This is a genomic window from Kitasatospora sp. NPDC059648, from assembly GCF_042734825.1.
Lineage (GTDB): Bacteria > Actinomycetota > Actinomycetes > Streptomycetales > Streptomycetaceae > Kitasatospora.
Map to the genome: position 1 here is coordinate 209106 of NZ_JBHWDU010000001.1, position 16215 is coordinate 225320.

14 protein-coding genes are annotated in these 16215 nt (G+C 71.7%); 11 read left to right on the forward strand and 3 right to left on the reverse strand.

What is annotated here, in order from left to right; all coding sequences use genetic code 11:
• The first annotated feature begins 4 nt into the window (after positions 1–4).
• The 10 genes from nuoI to ACFV1W_RS01050 all read left to right on the forward strand — a co-directional run bounded on the left by nuoI (position 5) and on the right by ACFV1W_RS01050 (position 12369).
• The gene (gene nuoI / locus ACFV1W_RS01005) at positions 5–607 is read left to right on the forward strand and encodes an NADH-quinone oxidoreductase subunit NuoI (protein ID WP_380411636.1); all 603 of its coding nucleotides are present in this window, start codon (positions 5–7) and stop codon (positions 605–607) included.
• Positions 607–1536 (forward strand): NADH-quinone oxidoreductase subunit J, encoded by a 930-nt coding sequence (locus ACFV1W_RS01010; protein ID WP_380411882.1) that lies wholly within the window; start codon positions 607–609, stop codon positions 1534–1536. The genes nuoI and ACFV1W_RS01010 overlap by 1 nt, the downstream gene beginning before the upstream one ends.
• Positions 1533–1832 (forward strand): NADH-quinone oxidoreductase subunit NuoK, encoded by a 300-nt coding sequence (gene nuoK, locus ACFV1W_RS01015; RefSeq protein ID WP_030235394.1) that lies wholly within the window; start codon positions 1533–1535, stop codon positions 1830–1832. Before ACFV1W_RS01010 ends, nuoK begins: the two co-directional genes overlap by 4 nt.
• Before the next feature lie 14 nt (positions 1833–1846).
• A complete protein-coding gene (gene nuoL / locus ACFV1W_RS01020) occupies positions 1847–3742 on the forward strand; it encodes an NADH-quinone oxidoreductase subunit L (RefSeq protein WP_380411639.1) in 1896 nt (631 codons plus the stop codon).
• 37 nt (positions 3743–3779) lie between these two features.
• Entirely contained in the window at positions 3780–5414 is a 1635-nt protein-coding gene (locus ACFV1W_RS01025; RefSeq protein WP_380411642.1) for an NADH-quinone oxidoreductase subunit M, read from the forward strand.
• Positions 5411–7048 (forward strand): NADH-quinone oxidoreductase subunit NuoN, encoded by a 1638-nt coding sequence (gene nuoN, locus ACFV1W_RS01030; protein WP_380411645.1) that lies wholly within the window; start codon positions 5411–5413, stop codon positions 7046–7048. The genes ACFV1W_RS01025 and nuoN overlap by 4 nt, the downstream gene beginning before the upstream one ends.
• 251 nt (positions 7049–7299) lie before the next feature.
• Positions 7300–8310 (forward strand): polyprenyl synthetase family protein, encoded by a 1011-nt coding sequence (locus tag ACFV1W_RS01035; protein WP_380411647.1) that lies wholly within the window; start codon positions 7300–7302, stop codon positions 8308–8310.
• Between the two features lie 71 nt (positions 8311–8381).
• Complete coding sequence (locus tag ACFV1W_RS01040) at positions 8382–9044, forward strand: response regulator (RefSeq protein WP_380411650.1); 663 nt, start codon at positions 8382–8384, stop codon at positions 9042–9044.
• A gap of 260 nt (positions 9045–9304) precedes the next feature.
• A complete protein-coding gene (locus tag ACFV1W_RS01045; protein WP_380411652.1) occupies positions 9305–11302 on the forward strand; it encodes a 2-oxoacid:acceptor oxidoreductase subunit alpha in 1998 nt (665 codons plus the stop codon).
• Positions 11299–12369 carry a 2-oxoacid:ferredoxin oxidoreductase subunit beta gene (locus tag ACFV1W_RS01050; protein ID WP_380411655.1) on the forward strand — a complete coding sequence of 357 codons (1071 nt, stop codon included), beginning with the start codon at positions 11299–11301 and terminating at the stop codon, positions 12367–12369. Before ACFV1W_RS01045 ends, ACFV1W_RS01050 begins: the two co-directional genes overlap by 4 nt.
• Before the next feature lie 88 nt (positions 12370–12457).
• Here the strand turns inward: ACFV1W_RS01050 and ACFV1W_RS01055 are convergent, their stop codons facing one another.
• From ACFV1W_RS01055 to ACFV1W_RS01065, 3 genes are all read right to left on the reverse strand, one after another.
• Positions 12458–12838, reverse strand: a complete 381-nt coding sequence (locus ACFV1W_RS01055; protein ID WP_380411657.1) for a VOC family protein — start codon at positions 12836–12838, stop codon at positions 12458–12460.
• A 206-nt stretch (positions 12839–13044) separates the two neighbouring features.
• Positions 13045–14706: an LCP family protein gene (locus tag ACFV1W_RS01060; protein ID WP_380411659.1), complete on the reverse strand. Its 1662-nt coding sequence runs from the start codon at positions 14704–14706 to the stop codon at positions 13045–13047.
• Complete coding sequence (locus ACFV1W_RS01065) at positions 14699–15040, reverse strand: DUF6542 domain-containing protein (protein WP_380411661.1); 342 nt, start codon at positions 15038–15040, stop codon at positions 14699–14701. Before ACFV1W_RS01065 ends, ACFV1W_RS01060 begins: the two co-directional genes overlap by 8 nt.
• A 425-nt stretch (positions 15041–15465) precedes the next feature.
• On the opposite strand from ACFV1W_RS01065, the gene ACFV1W_RS01070 reads away from it, so the two are divergent.
• Positions 15466–16110 carry a TetR/AcrR family transcriptional regulator gene (locus tag ACFV1W_RS01070; protein ID WP_380411664.1) on the forward strand — a complete coding sequence of 215 codons (645 nt, stop codon included), beginning with the start codon at positions 15466–15468 and terminating at the stop codon, positions 16108–16110.
• The last annotated feature ends 105 nt before the right edge of the window (positions 16111–16215 follow it).

A 16215-nucleotide genomic window follows, 5' to 3' on the forward strand; every position in this document is an offset into this window, starting at 1 on the left:
CGCGATGTCGTCCGACCAGACGGGCCGGCCCGAGCGGGCCGACCGGCCGTCGATCCTCGGCCCGGCCGCCGGCTTCGGCGTGACCTTCAAGGCCATGTTCAAGAAGCGGCTCACCGAGCAGTACCCGGAGCAGAAGAAGCCCACCGCTCCGCGCTTCCACGGCCGCCACCAGCTGAACCGGCATCCGGACGGCCTGGAGAAGTGCGTCGGCTGCGAGCTGTGCGCCTGGGCCTGCCCCGCCGACGCGATCTACGTGGAGGGCGCGGACAACCGGGACGAGGAGCGTTACTCCCCGGGTGAGCGCTACGGCGCGGTGTACCAGATCAACTACGCCCGCTGCATCCTGTGCGGGCTGTGCATCGAGGCCTGCCCGACCCGGGCGCTGACCATGACCAACGAGTACGAGCTGGCCGACTCCTCCCGCAAGGACCTGATCTTCACCAAGGAGCAGCTGCTGGTGGGCCTGTCCGAGGGCATGGTCGACACCCCGCACGCGATCTTCCCGGGCGCCGACGAGGGTGCGTACTACCGGGGCGAGGTCACCGCGGCGGCGCCGGGGACGGTCCGGCAGGAGCGCACCGACCGGGAGAGGGAGGTGCGGCCGTGATCGCACATCTGGCGGCGGCGAGCGGGACGACCTCCACGGGTGAGGCCGTCCAGTTCTGGGTGCTCGCGGTGATCGCGGTCGGTGGCGCGCTGGGCATGCTGCTGATGCGCAAGGCCGTGCACAGCGCGCTGTGCCTGGCGGCCACCATGCTGGCGCTGGCGGTCTGCTACATGGCCCAGGGCGCGGTGTTCCTGGGAGTGGTGCAGATCGTGGTCTACACCGGCGCGATCATGATGCTGTTCCTGTTCGTGGTGATGCTGGTCGGCGTGACCAGCGAGGACTCTCCCTCCTTGCCCGCCAACGGGCAGGAGGGGCCCGGGGAGCAGCTGAAGGGCCAGCGGTTCGCGGCGGTGCTGTGCGGGCTGGGCTTCGGCGTGCTGCTGATCGCGGGGATCGCCAACGCGAGGCTGGACCACTTCACCGGGCTGGCCGACGCGAACGCCGAGGGCAACGTGCCGGCTCTGGCCCGGCTGATCTTCACCCGGTACGTGTGGGCCTTCGAGGTCACCGGCGCGCTGCTGATCACCGCGGCGATCGGCGCGATGGTGCTGACCCACCGCGAGCACGTGAAGGCGCCGAAGACCCAGCGCGAGCTGGCGGCGCAGCGGGTGCGGGACAACATCCAGGTGCCGCCGCTGCCGGCGCCGGGCGTGTACGCGCGGCACAACGCGGTGGACGTCCCGGCGCTGCTGCCGGACGGCACGGTCGCCGAGGACTCGGTGATGGCGACGCTGCGCGAGCGCGGTCAGGTCCGGGACGTCAGCCAGGCGATGCTGCGGCGGATGGCGGAGCTGGAGAACAGCACGGCGGACTGGCTGGGCCGTCCGTCCTCGGAGCGGCCCGCGGCGGGCGGTCCGCGCAAGTCCCTGGAGCCGGCCGGCGCAAATGGTCACGGCAACCACGAGAGCGACGAGGAGGAGGCGCAGTGAACCCGGTCAACTACCTGTACCTGTCGGCCCTGTTGTTCACCATCGGGGCGTCCGGGGTGCTGATCCGGCGCAACGCGATCGTGCTGTTCATGTGCGTCGAGCTGATGCTGAACGCCTCGAACCTGGCGCTGGTGACGTTCTCCCGGATGCACGGGACCCTGGACGGCCAGATCATCGCCTTCTTCACGATGGTGGTCGCGGCGGCCGAGGTCGTGGTCGGCCTCGCCATCATCGTCTCCATCTTCCGGACCAGGCACTCCGCTTCGGTCGACGACAGCAACCTGATGAAGCTGTAGGCGGAGGGCCTTCGGTGAACTCTCTCATTCCGCTGCTGGTGGCGGCCCCGTTGGCCGGCGCCGCCCTGCTGCTGCTGGGCGGCCGGGCACTCGACCGGTTCGGCCACTGGCTGGCCACCGCACTCGCCGCGCTCTCGTTCGGCTTCGGCCTGGCGCTGTTCTCGGACCTGCTCGGCCGTGACGCCGAGCACCGGACGCTGACCGAGCACCTTTACACCTGGGTGCCGGTGAACGGCTTCCAGGCGGACGTGTCGTTCCGGCTGGACCAGTTGTCGATGACCTTCGTGCTGCTGATCACCGGGGTGGGCACGCTGATCCACCTGTACTCGGTGGGCTACATGGCGCACGACGAGCGCCGGCGCCGCTTCTTCGCGTACCTGAACCTGTTCCTGGCCGCCATGCTGCTGCTGGTGCTGGCGGACAACTACCTGCTGCTGTACTTCGGCTGGGAGGGCGTGGGCCTGGCCTCGTACCTGCTGATCGGCTTCTGGCAGCACAAGCCGAGCGCGGCGACGGCGGCGAAGAAGGCCTTCATCGTCAACCGGGTCGGCGACATGGGCCTGTCGATCGCGATCATGCTGATGTTCGCGGAGTTCGGTTCCTTCGCCTTCACCCCGGTCTTCGGGGCGGCGCACGAGGCGAGCGAGGGCAAGCTGACGGCCATCGGCCTGCTGCTGCTGCTGGCGGCCTGCGGCAAGTCGGCGCAGGTGCCGTTGCAGTCCTGGCTCGGGGACGCGATGGAGGGCCCGACCCCGGTCTCGGCCCTGATCCACGCGGCCACCATGGTGACCGCCGGGGTCTACCTGATCACCCGCTCCGCGGCGATCTTCGACCTGGCGCCCGGCGCCCGGACCGCCGTGGTGGTGGTCGGCGCGGTGACGCTGCTGTTCGGTGCGATCGTCGGTTGCGCCAAGGACGACATCAAGAAGGCGCTGGCCGGCTCGACCATGTCGCAGATCGGCTACATGGTGCTGGCGGCCGGCCTGGGCCCGATCGGCTACGTCTTCGCGATCATGCACCTGGTGACCCACGGCTTCTTCAAGGCCGGGCTGTTCCTCGGCGCCGGGTCGGTCATGCACGGCATGGACGACGAGGTGAACATGCGTCACTACGGCGGCCTGCGCAAGCACATGCCCTGGACCTTCGCCACCTTCGGCCTCGGCTACCTCGCCATCATCGGCTTCCCCGGCCTGTCCGGCTTCTTCTCCAAGGACCGGATCATCGAGGCGGCCTTCGCCAAGGGCGGCACCGAGGGCTGGATCCTCGGCCTGTGCGCGCTGGTGGGCGCGGCCATCACCGCGTTCTACATGACCAGGGTGATGCTGCTGACGTTCTTCGGCGAGAAGCGCTGGCAGCCGGACGCCAAGGGCGACCTGCCGCACCCGCACGAGGCGCCGAAGACCATGGTGGTCCCGATGGTGCTGCTGGCGTTCGGCTCGGTCTTCGCGGGCGCGCTGTTCGACATCAACGACTCCTTCGTGAAGTGGCTGGAGCCGGTCACCGGACACAGCGAGGGCGACTCGCCGCTCGCCCCGTGGACCGTCACCGGGCTGACCACGGTCTGCATGCTGGCCGGCCTGGGCCTCGCGTACGTGATGTACGGGCGCTCGCCCGTCCCGGTGGTGCCGCCGGTCGGCTCCCCGCTCACCCGGGCCGCCCGCCGCGACCTGCTCCAGGACGACTTCAACCACGCCGTGCTGGTGCGGCCGGGCTCGGCGCTCACCGCGACCCTGGTCTTCTTCGACAGCCGCGGCCTGGACGGCTTCGTCAACGGTCTGGCCGCCGTCATCGGGGGCCTGTCCGGCCGGCTGCGGAGGATCCAGAACGGCTTCGTCCGCTCGTACGCGCTCTCCATGTTCGGCGGCACGCTGGTGCTGGTCGCCTCGACTCTCCTGATGAGGTCCGTGTGATGGACAAGGAACCCACAACCCGCGGGGGAGGCCGGGCATGAGCGCCCTGCTGACCGTCACCTGCGCCGTCCCGGCGGCCGGCGCGGTGCTGACCGCCGCCCTGCCCGCCGGGGCGATCGAGGCCCGGCGCCGCACCACCAAGACCGTCGCGCTGGCCGTCTCGGCCGTCACCCTGGCGCTGGCCGCCGCGGTGGCGCTGCGCTTCGACCCGCACGGCGCCCGCTACCAGCTGACCGAGTCGTACAGCTGGATCCGCTCCTTCGGCATCACCTTCTCGCTCGGCGTGGACGGCATCGGTGCGGTGCTCGCGCTGCTCACGGCCGTCCTGGTGCCGATGGTGATGCTGGCCTCCTGGCACGACGCCGACCCGGGGCCGGCCGCGCCGGACGGCACCGTCGACCCCGACACCTTCGAACGGCGGCGCCGCACCCAGGGCTTCTTCGCCCTGATCCTGGCGGTGGAGGCGATGGTGATCGTCTCCTTCTACGCCACCGACGTCTTCCTGTTCTACGTGTTCTTCGAAGCCATGCTGATCCCGATGTACTTCCTGATCGGCGGCTTCGGCGACCGGGCGGGCGGCCCCGAGTCGGCGCGCCAGCGCTCCTACGCGGCCGTCAAGTTCCTGCTGTACAACCTGCTCGGCGGCCTGGTGATGCTGGCCGCCGTGATCGGCCTGTACGTGGTCGCCCAGGACCAGGGCTTCGGCACCTTCGACCTGCCGACCCTGACGAACGCGATCGCCGGCGGCAGCCTGAAGCTGTCCGGCACCGCCCAGAACGCGCTGTTCCTGGGCTTCTTCTTCGCGTTCGCGGTGAAGGCCCCGCTCTGGCCGCTGCACACCTGGCTGCCGAACGCGATGGGCGAGGCCACCGCGGGCACCGCCGTGCTGATCACCGCCGTGGTAGACAAGGTCGGCACCTTCGCGATGCTGCGCTTCTGCCTCGGGCTGTTCCCGGACGCCTCGAAGACCTTCGCCCCGGCGATCCTGGTGCTGTCGCTGATCGGGATCGTCTACGGCGCGCTGCTGGCGATCGGCCAGAAGGACATCAAGCGCCTGGTCGCGTACGCCTCGATCTCGCACTTCGGCTTCATCATCATGGGCATCTTCGCCCTGACCAGCCAGGGCCAGAGCGGCGCGACCCTCTACATGGTCAACCACGGCCTCTCCACCGCCGCGTGGATGCTGGTGGCCGGCTTCCTGATCTCCCGCCGCGGCTCGCGGCTGATCGCCGACTACGGCGGGGTGCAGAAGGTCGCCCCGGTGCTCGCCGGGACGTTCCTGATCGGCAGCCTGGCGACCCTGTCGCTGCCGGGGCTGGCCCCGTTCGTCAGCGAGTTCCTGGTGCTGGTGGGCACCTTCACCCGCTACCCGGCGATCGGTGTGATCGCCACCGTGGGCATCGTGCTGGCCGCGCTGTACGCGCTGCTGCTGTACCAGCGCACCATGACCGGGCCGGTGAAGGAGGGCGTGCGCTCGATGCCCGACCTCAAGGTCCGCGAACTGGCCGTGGTGGCACCGCTGGTGGCGCTGACGATCCTGCTCGGCGTCTACCCCGAGCCGCTCACCGACCTGGTGAACCCCTCGGTGGACGCGACGCTCTCGCAGGTCCACCGGACCGATCCGGCGCCGGCCCACCCGGTCGCCGCCACCTCAGGAGGTGAGCAGAAGTGAGTGCCAGCGCAGTGCTCGCCGCCGCCGGCGGCAACACCCCGAGCATTCCCGCACCGCACATCGAGTACGGCCAACTCTCCCCGATGCTGGTGGTGTTCGGCGCCGCCGTGGCCGGCATCCTGGTGGAGGCGTTCGTCCCCCGGCGGCTGCGGCACTGGACCCAGGTCTCGCTCGCCCTGGTCGCGCTGGTCGGCGCCTTCGTCGCCGTGGTGGTGCTGGCCGCGCAGGGCCACGGCGCCCCCCGGCTCGACCTGCTGGCCATGGAGTCGGTCGCGCTGGACGGCCCGGCGCTGTTCCTCCAGGGCGTGATCCTGCTGGTGGCGGTCGTCACGGTGCTCACCTACGCCGAGCGGAAGCTGGAGCCGAGGGCCGGCGGCGAACCCGCCGACGCCTTCGCCGCCCAGGCCGCCGCCACCCCGGGCGGGGAGCAGGAGCGGGCCGCGATCCGGGCCGGTTTCACCACCACCGAGGTGTTCCCGCTGACCATGTTCGCGGTCGGCGGCATGCTGCTCTTCCCCGCCGCCAACGACCTGCTGACCATGTTCGTGGCGCTGGAGGTCTTCTCCCTCCCGCTGTACCTGCTGTGCGCGCTGGCCCGGCGCCGCCGGCTGCTGTCCCAGGAGGCGGCGGTCAAGTACTTCCTGCTCGGCGCCTTCGCCTCGGCGTTCTTCCTGTTCGGCACGGCGCTGCTGTACGGCTACGCCGGCAGCGTGAAGCTCGGCGACATCGCGGACATCGTCTCCGGCAAGACGACGACCACCCCGGCGCAGCTGAGCAGCACCCAGGGCGACGTGCTGCTGCTGATGGGCCTGGCGATGCTGGCGGTGGGCCTGCTGTTCAAGGTCGGCGCGGTGCCGTTCCACTCCTGGACGCCGGACGTCTACCAGGGCGCGCCGACCCCGGTGACCGGGTTCATGGCCTCGGCCACCAAGGTCGCGGCCTTCGGGGCGTTCCTCCGGCTGTTCTACGTGGCCTTCCCGGGGCTGCGGCTGGACTGGCGGCCGGTGCTGTGGGGCGTGGCGATCCTGACCATGGTGGTGGGCGCGGTGCTGGCGGTGACCCAGCAGGACGTCAAGCGGCTGTTGGCGTACTCCTCGATCGCGCACGCCGGGTTCATCCTGACCGGGGTGATCGCGGTCAACAAGCAGGGCCTGTCCTCGGTGCTGTTCTACCTGGCGGCGTACTCCTTCGTGACGCTCGGCGCCTTCGCCGTGGTCACCCTGGTGCGGGACTCCAAGGGCGAGGCGACCCACCTGTCCAGCTGGGCGGGGCTGGGGCGGCGTTCGCCGCTGGTGGCGGCGGTGTTCGCACTGTTCCTGCTGGCCTTCGCCGGGATCCCGCTGACCTCCGGGTTCACCGGGAAGTTCGCGGTGTTCCAGGCGGCGGCGGCCGGCGGGGCGACGCCGCTGGTGATCGTCGGTGTGCTGAGCTCGGCGGTGGCCGCGTTCTTCTACATCCGGGTGATCGTGCTGATGTTCTTCTCCGACCCGAAGCCGGGCGGCCCGACGGTGGCGATCCCGAGCGCCTTCACGGCGACGGCGATCGGGGTGGGGGTGCTGGTCACGCTGGGCCTGGGCCTGCTGCCGCAGTACTTCCTGGACCTCGCCTCCAAGGCTTCGCTGTTCGCGTACTGACCGTCACCGGTCGGTTTGCTGGAGATCGGTCCGGGTGCCGGGCCGATCTCCAGCCCTTATTTCCGGACGCATTCGCCCCCACCGCCGTTTCGCCCCCGAAGCGCCCCTGACCAGGCCTTCGGGCGCGGGCATGACGGGATCCGCACGCCCGTGCAGTGATCCACTCGCGACCGGATACCCTGCCTGTATGGCCAGCGGCGGCACTCAGGGACCAGGCCGCTAGATCGACCAGGGACAGAGGAGTGGTCTTCGTGACCGTCGTGGGACCCTTCGGGCTCAGCGTGCAGGACCGCGACCTGACCCGGGACGTCCAGCTCGGACTGGAGGCGGTGGAGGCGGCGCTCTCCGAGGCCGTCAAGAGCGACGTCCCCTTCATCACCGTCACCGCCAGCCACCTGATCGAGGCCGGCGGCAAGCGCTTCCGCCCGCTGCTCCTGCTGCTCGCCGCCCAGTTCGGCGACCCGGGGGCGCCCGGCGTGGTGCCGGCCGCGGTGGTGGTCGAGCTGACCCACCTGGCCACGCTGTACCACGACGACGTGATGGACGAGGCCCCGGTGCGCCGCGGGACGGAGAGCGCCAACTCCCGCTGGGACAACTCGGTGGCCATCCTCACCGGCGACTTCCTGTTCTCCCGCGCCTCCCAGGTGCTGGCGGACCTCGGCCCGGAGGCGGTGCGGATGCAGGCCGAGGCCTTCGAGCGGCTGGTCACCGGCCAGATCCTGGAGACCCGCGGCCCCGGCCCGGACGGGGACCCTCTGCTGCACTACCTGGACGTGCTGGAGGGCAAGACCGGGTCGCTGATCGCCGTCTCCTGCCGGATAGGAGCGCTGGTGGCCGGCGCCGAGCCGTGGCTGGTGGACACCCTCGGCGAGTTCGGCGAGCGGATCGGCATCGCCTTCCAGCTGGCCGACGACGTGCTGGACATCGCCAGCGACGGCGACGAGTCCGGCAAGACCCCCGGCACCGACCTGCGCGAGGGCGTCGCCACCCTGCCGACCCTGCTGCTCCAGCAGATGCCGGCCGACCCGGCCGACCCGGACGACACCCGGCTGCGCGAACTGCTCACCCAGGACCTCTCGGACGACGCCCTGCACGCCGAGGCGCTGCGCCTGCTGCGCGCCCACCCCGCGCTGGAGCGCGCCCGCCGGGAGACCCTGCGCCACGCCGAGGAGGCCCGGGCGCTGCTGGCCCCGCTGCCGGACTGCGCGGCGAAGGCGGCCCTGGACGGCCTGTGCGACGCGGTGGCCATCCGCACCATGTGATCCCCGCCCACGGCGCCGCCGGGATGGGGGAGACTGGCTCCCGTCAGCTCACGCCTGCCCGGAAGGTCACCATGCGTCGCGTCGTCATCGCCGAGGACTCCGTACTGCTGCGGGAAGGTCTGACCCGGCTGCTCACCGACCGCGGCCTGGAGGTCGTGGCGGGTGTCGGGGACGGCGCCGCCCTGGTGAAGACCGTCCACGACCTGGCGGCCTCGGACGCCCTGCCGGACGTGGTGGTCTCGGACGTGCGGATGCCGCCGACCCACACCGACGAGGGCCTGCGCGCCTGCGTGGAACTGCGCGGGCGCTACCCGCAGCTGGGCGTGCTGGTGCTGTCGCAGTTCGTGGAGGAGCGCTACGCCTCCGAGCTGCTGGCCGGCTCCACCCGGGGCGTCGGCTACCTGCTGAAGGACCGGGTCGCCGAGGTGCGCGAGTTCGCCGACGCGGTGGTGCGGGTCGCCGAGGGCGGCACCGCGCTGGACCCGGAGGTGGTGCAGCAGTTGCTCAGCCGCAGCCGCAAGGGCGACGTTCTGGCCAATCTCACCCCGCGCGAGCGCGAGGTGCTCGGGCTGATGGCGGAGGGGCGCACCAACGCGGCGGTGGCCAAGCAGCTGGTGGTCTCCGACGGCGCGGTGGAGAAGCACGTCAGCAACATCTTCCTCAAGCTCGGCCTGGCGCAGAGCCCGGAGGACCACCGCCGGGTGCTGGCGGTGCTCACCTACCTCAACTCCTGACCGCGACGGCTCCCGGGGCGCTCCCGCCCGCGGCCCGGGAAGCCCTTCCGGCCCCGTCGCGGCGCGCTGCTCCGTACCCGGAATGATCTCCGGTGGCCGGGCGTTGTCGGTAGGTGCGGCGAGAGCCGCGGGCGGGCGGAAATTCCTGCCGGAGTTCCGGCCGGGCTCGTGTGCCCGCGCATAGGATGCGAGCGGTGCACCAGGCGGACGGGGCACGGGGCCGCGCCCGCGGTGGTGTGCCCACGAGGAGGTCCGCGGCAGTGACCAGTCAGGTCGATCAGTCAGAGGCAGTGGACGGATCGGACGGCGACGGGGCCCGCGCCGGCAGCGGTGGGCAGCGCCCCGGAGCGGCCGGGCCGGCCGGTCCGCACGCCCCGGGCAGCCCGCCGCCCGGGCGCGCCAAGCCCGTTCGCAGACTCGACCGGGTGATCATTCGGTTCGCCGGCGACTCCGGTGACGGCATGCAGCTCACCGGTGACCGGTTCACCTCGGAGACGGCCGCGTTCGGCAACGACCTCTCCACGCTGCCGAACTTCCCGGCGGAGATCCGGGCGCCCGCCGGCACGCTGCCGGGTGTCTCGTCCTTCCAACTGCACTTCGCCGACCACGACATCCTCACCCCGGGCGACGCCCCGAACGTTCTGGTGGCGATGAACCCGGCCGCGCTGAAGGCGAACCTGCCGGACCTGCCGCGCGGCGCGGAGATCATCGTCAACACCGACGAGTTCACCAAGCGGGCGCTGGCGAAGGTGGGTTACCCGGCGGACCCGCTGGGCGACGGTTCGCTGGACGGCTTCCACCTGCACAAGGTGCCGCTCACCACGCTGACCCTGGAGGCGCTCAAGGACAGCGGGCTGGCCCGCAAGGACGCCGAGCGGGCGAAGAACATGTTCGCCCTGGGGCTGCTGTCCTGGATGTACCACCGGCCCACCCGCGGCACCGAGGCCTTCCTGCGCGGCAAGTTCGCCAAGAAGCCGCAGATCGCCGAGGCGAACATCAGCGCCTTCCGGGCGGGCTGGAACTTCGGCGAGACCACCGAGTCCTTCGCGGTCTCCTACGAGGTGGCGCCGGCCAGGCTGCCCGCCGGGCGCTACCGCAACATCTCCGGCAACCTGGCGCTGTCCTACGGGCTGATCGCCGCCGCCCACCGCTCCGGCCTGCCGCTCTACCTGGGCTCGTACCCGATCACCCCGGCCTCGGACATCCTGCACGAGCTGTCCAAGCACAAGAACTTCGGAGTGCGCACCTTCCAGGCCGAGGACGAGATCGCCGGCATCGGCGCGGCGCTCGGCGCGGCCTTCGGCGGGGCGCTCGGGGTGACCACCACCTCGGGGCCGGGCGTGGCGCTGAAGTCCGAGACGATCGGCCTGGCGGTGTCGCTGGAACTGCCGCTGCTGGTGGTGGACATCCAGCGCGGCGGCCCGTCCACCGGTCTGCCCACCAAGACCGAGCAGGCGGACCTGCTGCAGGCGATGTTCGGGCGCAACGGCGAGGCGCCGGTGCCGATCGTGGCCCCGGCCACGCCCGCCGAGTGCTTCGACGCGGCGCTGGAGGCGGCCCGGATCGCGGTGACCTACCGCACCCCGGTGTTCCTGCTGTCGGACGGCTACCTGGCGAACGGCTCGGAGCCGTGGCGGATCCCGGAGGTCGGTGAACTGCCGGAGATCGACCCGCGGTTCGCGACGGAGCCGAACCGCGAGGACGGCGCCTTCTGGCCGTACCTGCGGGACCCGCACACCCTGGCCCGGCCCTGGGCGGTGCCCGGCACGGCCGGCCTGGAGCACCGGATCGGCGGCATCGAGAAGCAGGACGGCACGGGGAACATCTCCTACGACCCCGCCAACCACGACTTCATGGTCCGCACCCGGCAGGCCAAGGTCGACGGCATCACGGTCCGGCCGGTGGAGGTCGACGACCCGACCGGCGACGCCCGGGTGCTGGTGCTCGGCTGGGGCTCGACGTACGGCCCGATCACCGCGGCGGTGCGCCGGGTGCGCGCGGACGGCGGCGAGGTCGCCCAGGCGCACCTGCGCAACCTCAACCCGTTCCCGGCCAACCTGGGTGCGGTCCTGCGCAGTTACGAGAAGGTCATCGTGCCCGAGATGAACCTCGGGCAGCTCGCGCTGCTGCTGCGGGCGAAGTACCTGGTGGACGCGGAGTCCTACAACCAGGTGCGCGGACTGCCGTTCAAGGCGGCGCAGTTGGCGGACGTGCTGCGGGCGGCGATCGGCAGCCTGGACGAGGAGGACCACCGATGAGTGACGTTGACTCCGAGAAGCGCGGCTTCCCGTCGCTGCGACTGGTGCCCAGGGCCGAAGGGCCGCAGAGCGCCCGGGACTTCAAGACCGACCAGGAGGTGCGCTGGTGCCCCGGCTGCGGGGACTACGCGATCCTGGCAGCGGTGCAGGGCTTCATGCCGGAGCTGGGCGTCAAGCGCGAGAACACCGTGTTCGTCTCCGGGATCGGCTGCTCCTCGCGCTTCCCGTACTACATGAACACCTACGGGGTGCACTCGATCCACGGCCGGGCGCCGGCGATCGCGACCGGGCTGGCCTCCTCCCGGCGGGACCTCAGCGTGTGGGTGGTGACCGGGGACGGCGACGCGCTGTCGATCGGCGGCAACCACCTGATCCACGCCCTGCGGCGGAACGTCAATCTGAAGATCCTGCTGTTCAACAACCGGATCTACGGCCTCACCAAGGGCCAGTACTCACCGACCAGCGAACTCGGCAAGATCACCAAGTCCACTCCGATGGGTTCGCTGGACGCGCCGTTCAACCCGCTGTCGCTGGCGATCGGCGCGGAGGCCTCCTTCGTCGCCCGGACCATCGACTCGGACCGCCAGCACCTCCAGTCGGTGCTGCGGGCGGCGGCCGAGCACGAGGGCACGGCGCTGGTGGAGATCTACCAGAACTGCAACATCTTCAACGACGGCGCCTTCGAGGTGCTGAAGGAGGCCGGCACCCGGGACGAGGCGCTGATCCGGCTGGAGCACGGACAGCCGGTCCGCTTCGGCGCGGACGCCGCCAAGGGCGTCTTCCGGGGGCCGGACGGCGAGCTGTTCGTGGCGCCGGTCACGGCCGACAACGAGGCGGACGTCGTGGTGCACGACGCCCACGCGGCCGGCCCCGCCACCGCCTTCGCACTCTCCCGGATCGCCGACGCGGACACCCTGCACCACACGCCGATCGGCGTGCTGCGGGACGTCCGGCGGCCGGTCTACGACGAGCTGATGGCGGACCAGCTGGCCACCGCCGTCGACCGGCACGGCCCGGGCGACCTGGCGGCGCTGCTGGCGGGCAGCGACACCTGGACGGTGGACTGACCGTCCGGCGCGGCGAGTTCGACGCGTCGAGTTCGACGCCCCCGTCCCGGTCCCCCGGGGCGGGGGCGCCTCGCGTTCCGCGGGACGGTTACCGCTGCACCCACTCGACCAGCTCGACCACGACCCCGTTCGGGTCGGCGACCTGGAACAGCTTCTCCCCCCACGGCTCCTCGCGCAGCGGCAGGGTGATCGCGACCCCCTCCCCGCGCAGCCGCCGTTCTTCGGCGGCGACGTCCTCGACCACGAAGGCCAGGGTCACCCCGTCCGCGGTCCGGTGCCGCTGCTCCTCGGGCAGTACCTCCAGGCCGCGCCGCAGGTAGACGACGTTGACGCCGCCGCCCGGGTGGGCGAGCGAGACGAACCCGTCGGCGGACATCTGCTCGGTGTAGCCGAAGTGCCGCCGGAGAAAAGCGGCGGAGGCGGCGGTGTCCTCGACGGTCAGGGAGACGGCGGTGTCGGTGATCTGCATGGCGGAGCCCTCTCGTCATGGCGCACGGCTATCCCGTACGAAGTACACTATACATAGTACGGAGAAACTCGCCAGGGGTCGGCGGGAAGCGCCGGCGCGGGAAACCCCTTCGGGAAACCGCTTCGGAGGATTGCTCCGGGAAGCCGCGTCGGAAACGGCGCGAGGGAGGCCCCGGCGGGGCCTCCCTCGGTGCGGTGCCGGTCGCGTCAGAAGACGCAGGGGATGCCGCCGTCGGACTCGGCGTCGACGCCCGGGCCCTGCATGGGCAGGTTGGCGGCCGGGTCGCCGCTGGGAGCGGGGCCCGTGGGAGCGGTGGGCCTGTCGGAGGCGACGCCGGTGAAGGAACTGCCGAGGGTGACCGCCACGTGGTCGGGGGCGACGGCGGCGGACTCGGTGGCGGTGACGCCGTAGCGGGCGGCGATCTGGTCGGCGGCGTCCTTGGCGCCCTTGCCGTAGGTGACCGTGGTGGTCTTCGGCTTGCCGGCGGCCGGTCCGGTCCTGCCCTCCTTGAACCCCATCGCGACCAGGGCCCTGGACTCGGCGGTCGAGGAGACCCCGGCGGCCGAGGAGCCGTTGAACACGTCGACGGTGGCCGGGGAGGCCGCCTTGGCCGGGGTGGTCGCGGTCGGGGAGGGGGCGGGGGCCTCGGTGGTCGGCGCGTCGGTGGCGCCGTCGGCCGCGGCGGCGGGCGCGGCCGCGTCGGCGTAGCCGAACAGCTGCTTGACCACCTTCTGGATCTTCGCCGGGGTGACCAGGTTGACGTCCTGGCCGTTGCGGGTGCCGAAGCCGTCGAAGGTCAGGGTGTTGAACTCGACGTTGCCGCCGGTCAGCGCCGGGGCCTGCTGGGCGAAGTCCAGGACGTTCCACTCGTTGTCGATCACCAGGTCCTTCTGGACGACGCCGAACAGGTCCTTGAGCTTGCCGATGTCGCTGATGATGCCGTCCTGCTTGAGCTTGTGCACGACGGAGGAGATGAAGGCCTGCTGGCGGTGGGTGCGGGCGAAGTCGCCGGTGTTGCCCTTGCCGTCGTCCAGGTTGTGGCGCTGGCGGACGAAGGCGAGCGCCTGGGAGGCGTTGAGGGTGTTGACGCCCTTCTTGAAGTCGGCGCCGGAGCCCTGGCCCTCCATGGCCGGGTCCCTGGTGTCGTGGGTCAGGCAGACCTGGATCGGCTCGACGGCCTTGGCGATGTCGTAGAAGCCCATCAGGTTGACCTCGGCGATGTGGTCCACCGGCTGGTCGAGGAACTTCTGCACGGTGCGGACGGTGGCCGCGCGGCCGGCGTCGCGGCCGGCCTTCTCCAGATCGGCGCCCTTGAGGCCCTTGGCCTGGAGGCCCGGGTTCACCTTCTCCTTCGCGATCCCGTACGCCTCCTTGATCTTGTGCATGCCCTGCTGGGTGCCGTCGCCGTTGTAGGTCATGACGTAGTCGTCGCGCGGGATGGAGATCGCCTGAACCTTGCCGCCGCCCGCCGGTATGTGCAGCAGGATCAGCGAGTTGGTGTTGTAGCCGCCCACGTCCGAGCTGTGGCCGGCGTGCAGTTCGTCCTGGACGAACTGCGGGGGCAGGTCGGAGCCGTCCATGTTCTTGCGGCTGTCCAGGCCGATCAGCAGCAGGTTGACCGAGTTGTCCAGGTGCTTGGGGGCGTCCTTCCTGGTCTCCGAGATGGCGTTGGAGGTGGTCATCCCGTCGGTCAGCGACGTGTACTCGTACCAGACCACGCCGCTGGCCGCGAACACCGCGAAGCCCGCCGTGCAGGCGACCACCCGGGCGGCGACCAGCAGCGGGGAGCCGCGACGCGCCGCCGGGGCGTCCGGGCCCCTGCGGGCGGCTGGCCGGCCGCCCTCCGGTCGCTCGCGCTCGTCAGCCATGCTGCCTCCTCCGGTCCACGACCACGCGGGCCACCATCACCAGCAGGGCCGCGGCCGCGGCCTGTGCCATCACCGGGAAGCCGTGCACCACCCACTTCGCGGAGCCCGTCGCCAGGGCGTTGCCCCGGTACTTCTCGGAGTTCGCCGAGAATTCGACGGCGGCCGTCACGCCGAGCACGACCAGCGGGGAGGCGGCGAGCACCCACCACCAGCCGCGGCGGGTGCTGAGCCCCGCCGCCAGGCCGGTGCCGAGCACCGCGCACACCGCGAAGGCGATGCCCGTGCCCGGCCCCGAGAGCTCGTCGACCACGGCGCCCACCAGCGGCAGCCCCACGGCCACCACCCCGGGCAGCGCCGGCCCGCCGGAGAAGGGCCTCGTGGGGCCGGTGGGGCGACCCGCCGGCCGCCGCCGTGAACCCTGGTCTGGCGACCGTCCTCGCTGCCCCGCCACTCACTCACCCCCGGTGTTCCCGTGCTTCGCGCGCCGCCTCGGCGCTGCGCCGGGTCAGCCGTGGAAGAGCGGTAGCGGCGCTGCCAGTACGGGACGCTGGTGTTCGGCCGGCCGGTTCCCGTTCCCGGTTTCCCGTCGCTGCTCGGGGGCAGGCACGTTTTCGGATTTGCTCTACAGAGGTGTAGAGATCGTACGCAGCATAGAGCACGCCTGTTCGGCGGCAAGTCGCCCGCGAGCAGGTCCGCCTACACTGCACCGAGCAGTTTCTAGGAGGCCGGCGAGGACGCCGGCGCAGAAGGAGGAGGGCCGTGGCGAGCACAGGCGGAGCGGGACGACCGGAGAAGCGCAAGGCGATCACCCGGGCCGCGACGACGGTCTTCGGGCGCGAGGGCTACGTCCGGGCCAGCATGGACGCGATCGCGGCCGAGGCCGGGGTGTCCAAGCGCACGGTCTACAACCACTTCGCCGACAAGGAGACCCTCTTCCTGTCGGTGGCGCTTCAGAGCTCGGCCGAACTGACCGAGCGGATTCGGGAGTTGATGGTAAAGCACCTCGACCGGGTGGTGGACCCGCGCCGCGGCCTGGTCGACTTCGCGGTCGAGCGGGCGAACGCCGTCCTGTCCGCGGGCGAACACGGGGCGCTCGGCCGGGCCATCCGCGCCGAGGTGGCCAACATCCCGGCGGACGTGCTGGAGGCCTGGCTGGAAGCCGGTCCGGTGGCCTCCCAGCGGGACCTCGCACAGCACTTCACGGTGCTCACCGGCCGCGGACTGCTGGCCGTCGAGGACGGGGAGCTGGCCGCCGAGCAGTTCACCCTGCTGACCTTCCACGGCGTGGCCGAGCGCTCCTTCTGGGGCGCCCTGCCGGTGGCCGCGGAGGAGGTCGAGCGGATCGCGGCGGCGGGCGTGGACGCATTCCTGCGGATCCACGGCGGGCCCGCGGCGGCCGGGTGACCGGCGGGGCGGGGGGGGGGGGGGGGCCCCCCCCCCCCCCCCCCCCCCCCCCCCCCCCCCCCGACCCCCCCCGCCCCCGGGCCCCCGGGGGGGGGGGGCCCCCCC

Bases quoted from the DNA above. Each gene is read 5' to 3' on its own strand.
- nuoI (WP_380411636.1), top strand. From the start codon at position 5: ATGTCGTCCGACCAGACGGGCCGGCCCGAGCGGGCCGACCGGCCGTCG.
- ACFV1W_RS01025 (WP_380411642.1), top strand. From the start codon at position 3,780: ATGAGCGCCCTGCTGACCGTCACCTGCGCCGTCCCGGCGGCCGGCGCG.
- ACFV1W_RS01060 (WP_380411659.1), bottom strand. From the start codon at position 14,706: ATGGCTGACGAGCGCGAGCGACCGGAGGGCGGCCGGCCAGCCGCCCGC.
- ACFV1W_RS01040 (WP_380411650.1), top strand. From the start codon at position 8,382: ATGCGTCGCGTCGTCATCGCCGAGGACTCCGTACTGCTGCGGGAAGGT.
- ACFV1W_RS01050 (WP_380411655.1), top strand. From the start codon at position 11,299: ATGAGTGACGTTGACTCCGAGAAGCGCGGCTTCCCGTCGCTGCGACTG.
- ACFV1W_RS01055 (WP_380411657.1), bottom strand. From the start codon at position 12,838: ATGCAGATCACCGACACCGCCGTCTCCCTGACCGTCGAGGACACCGCC.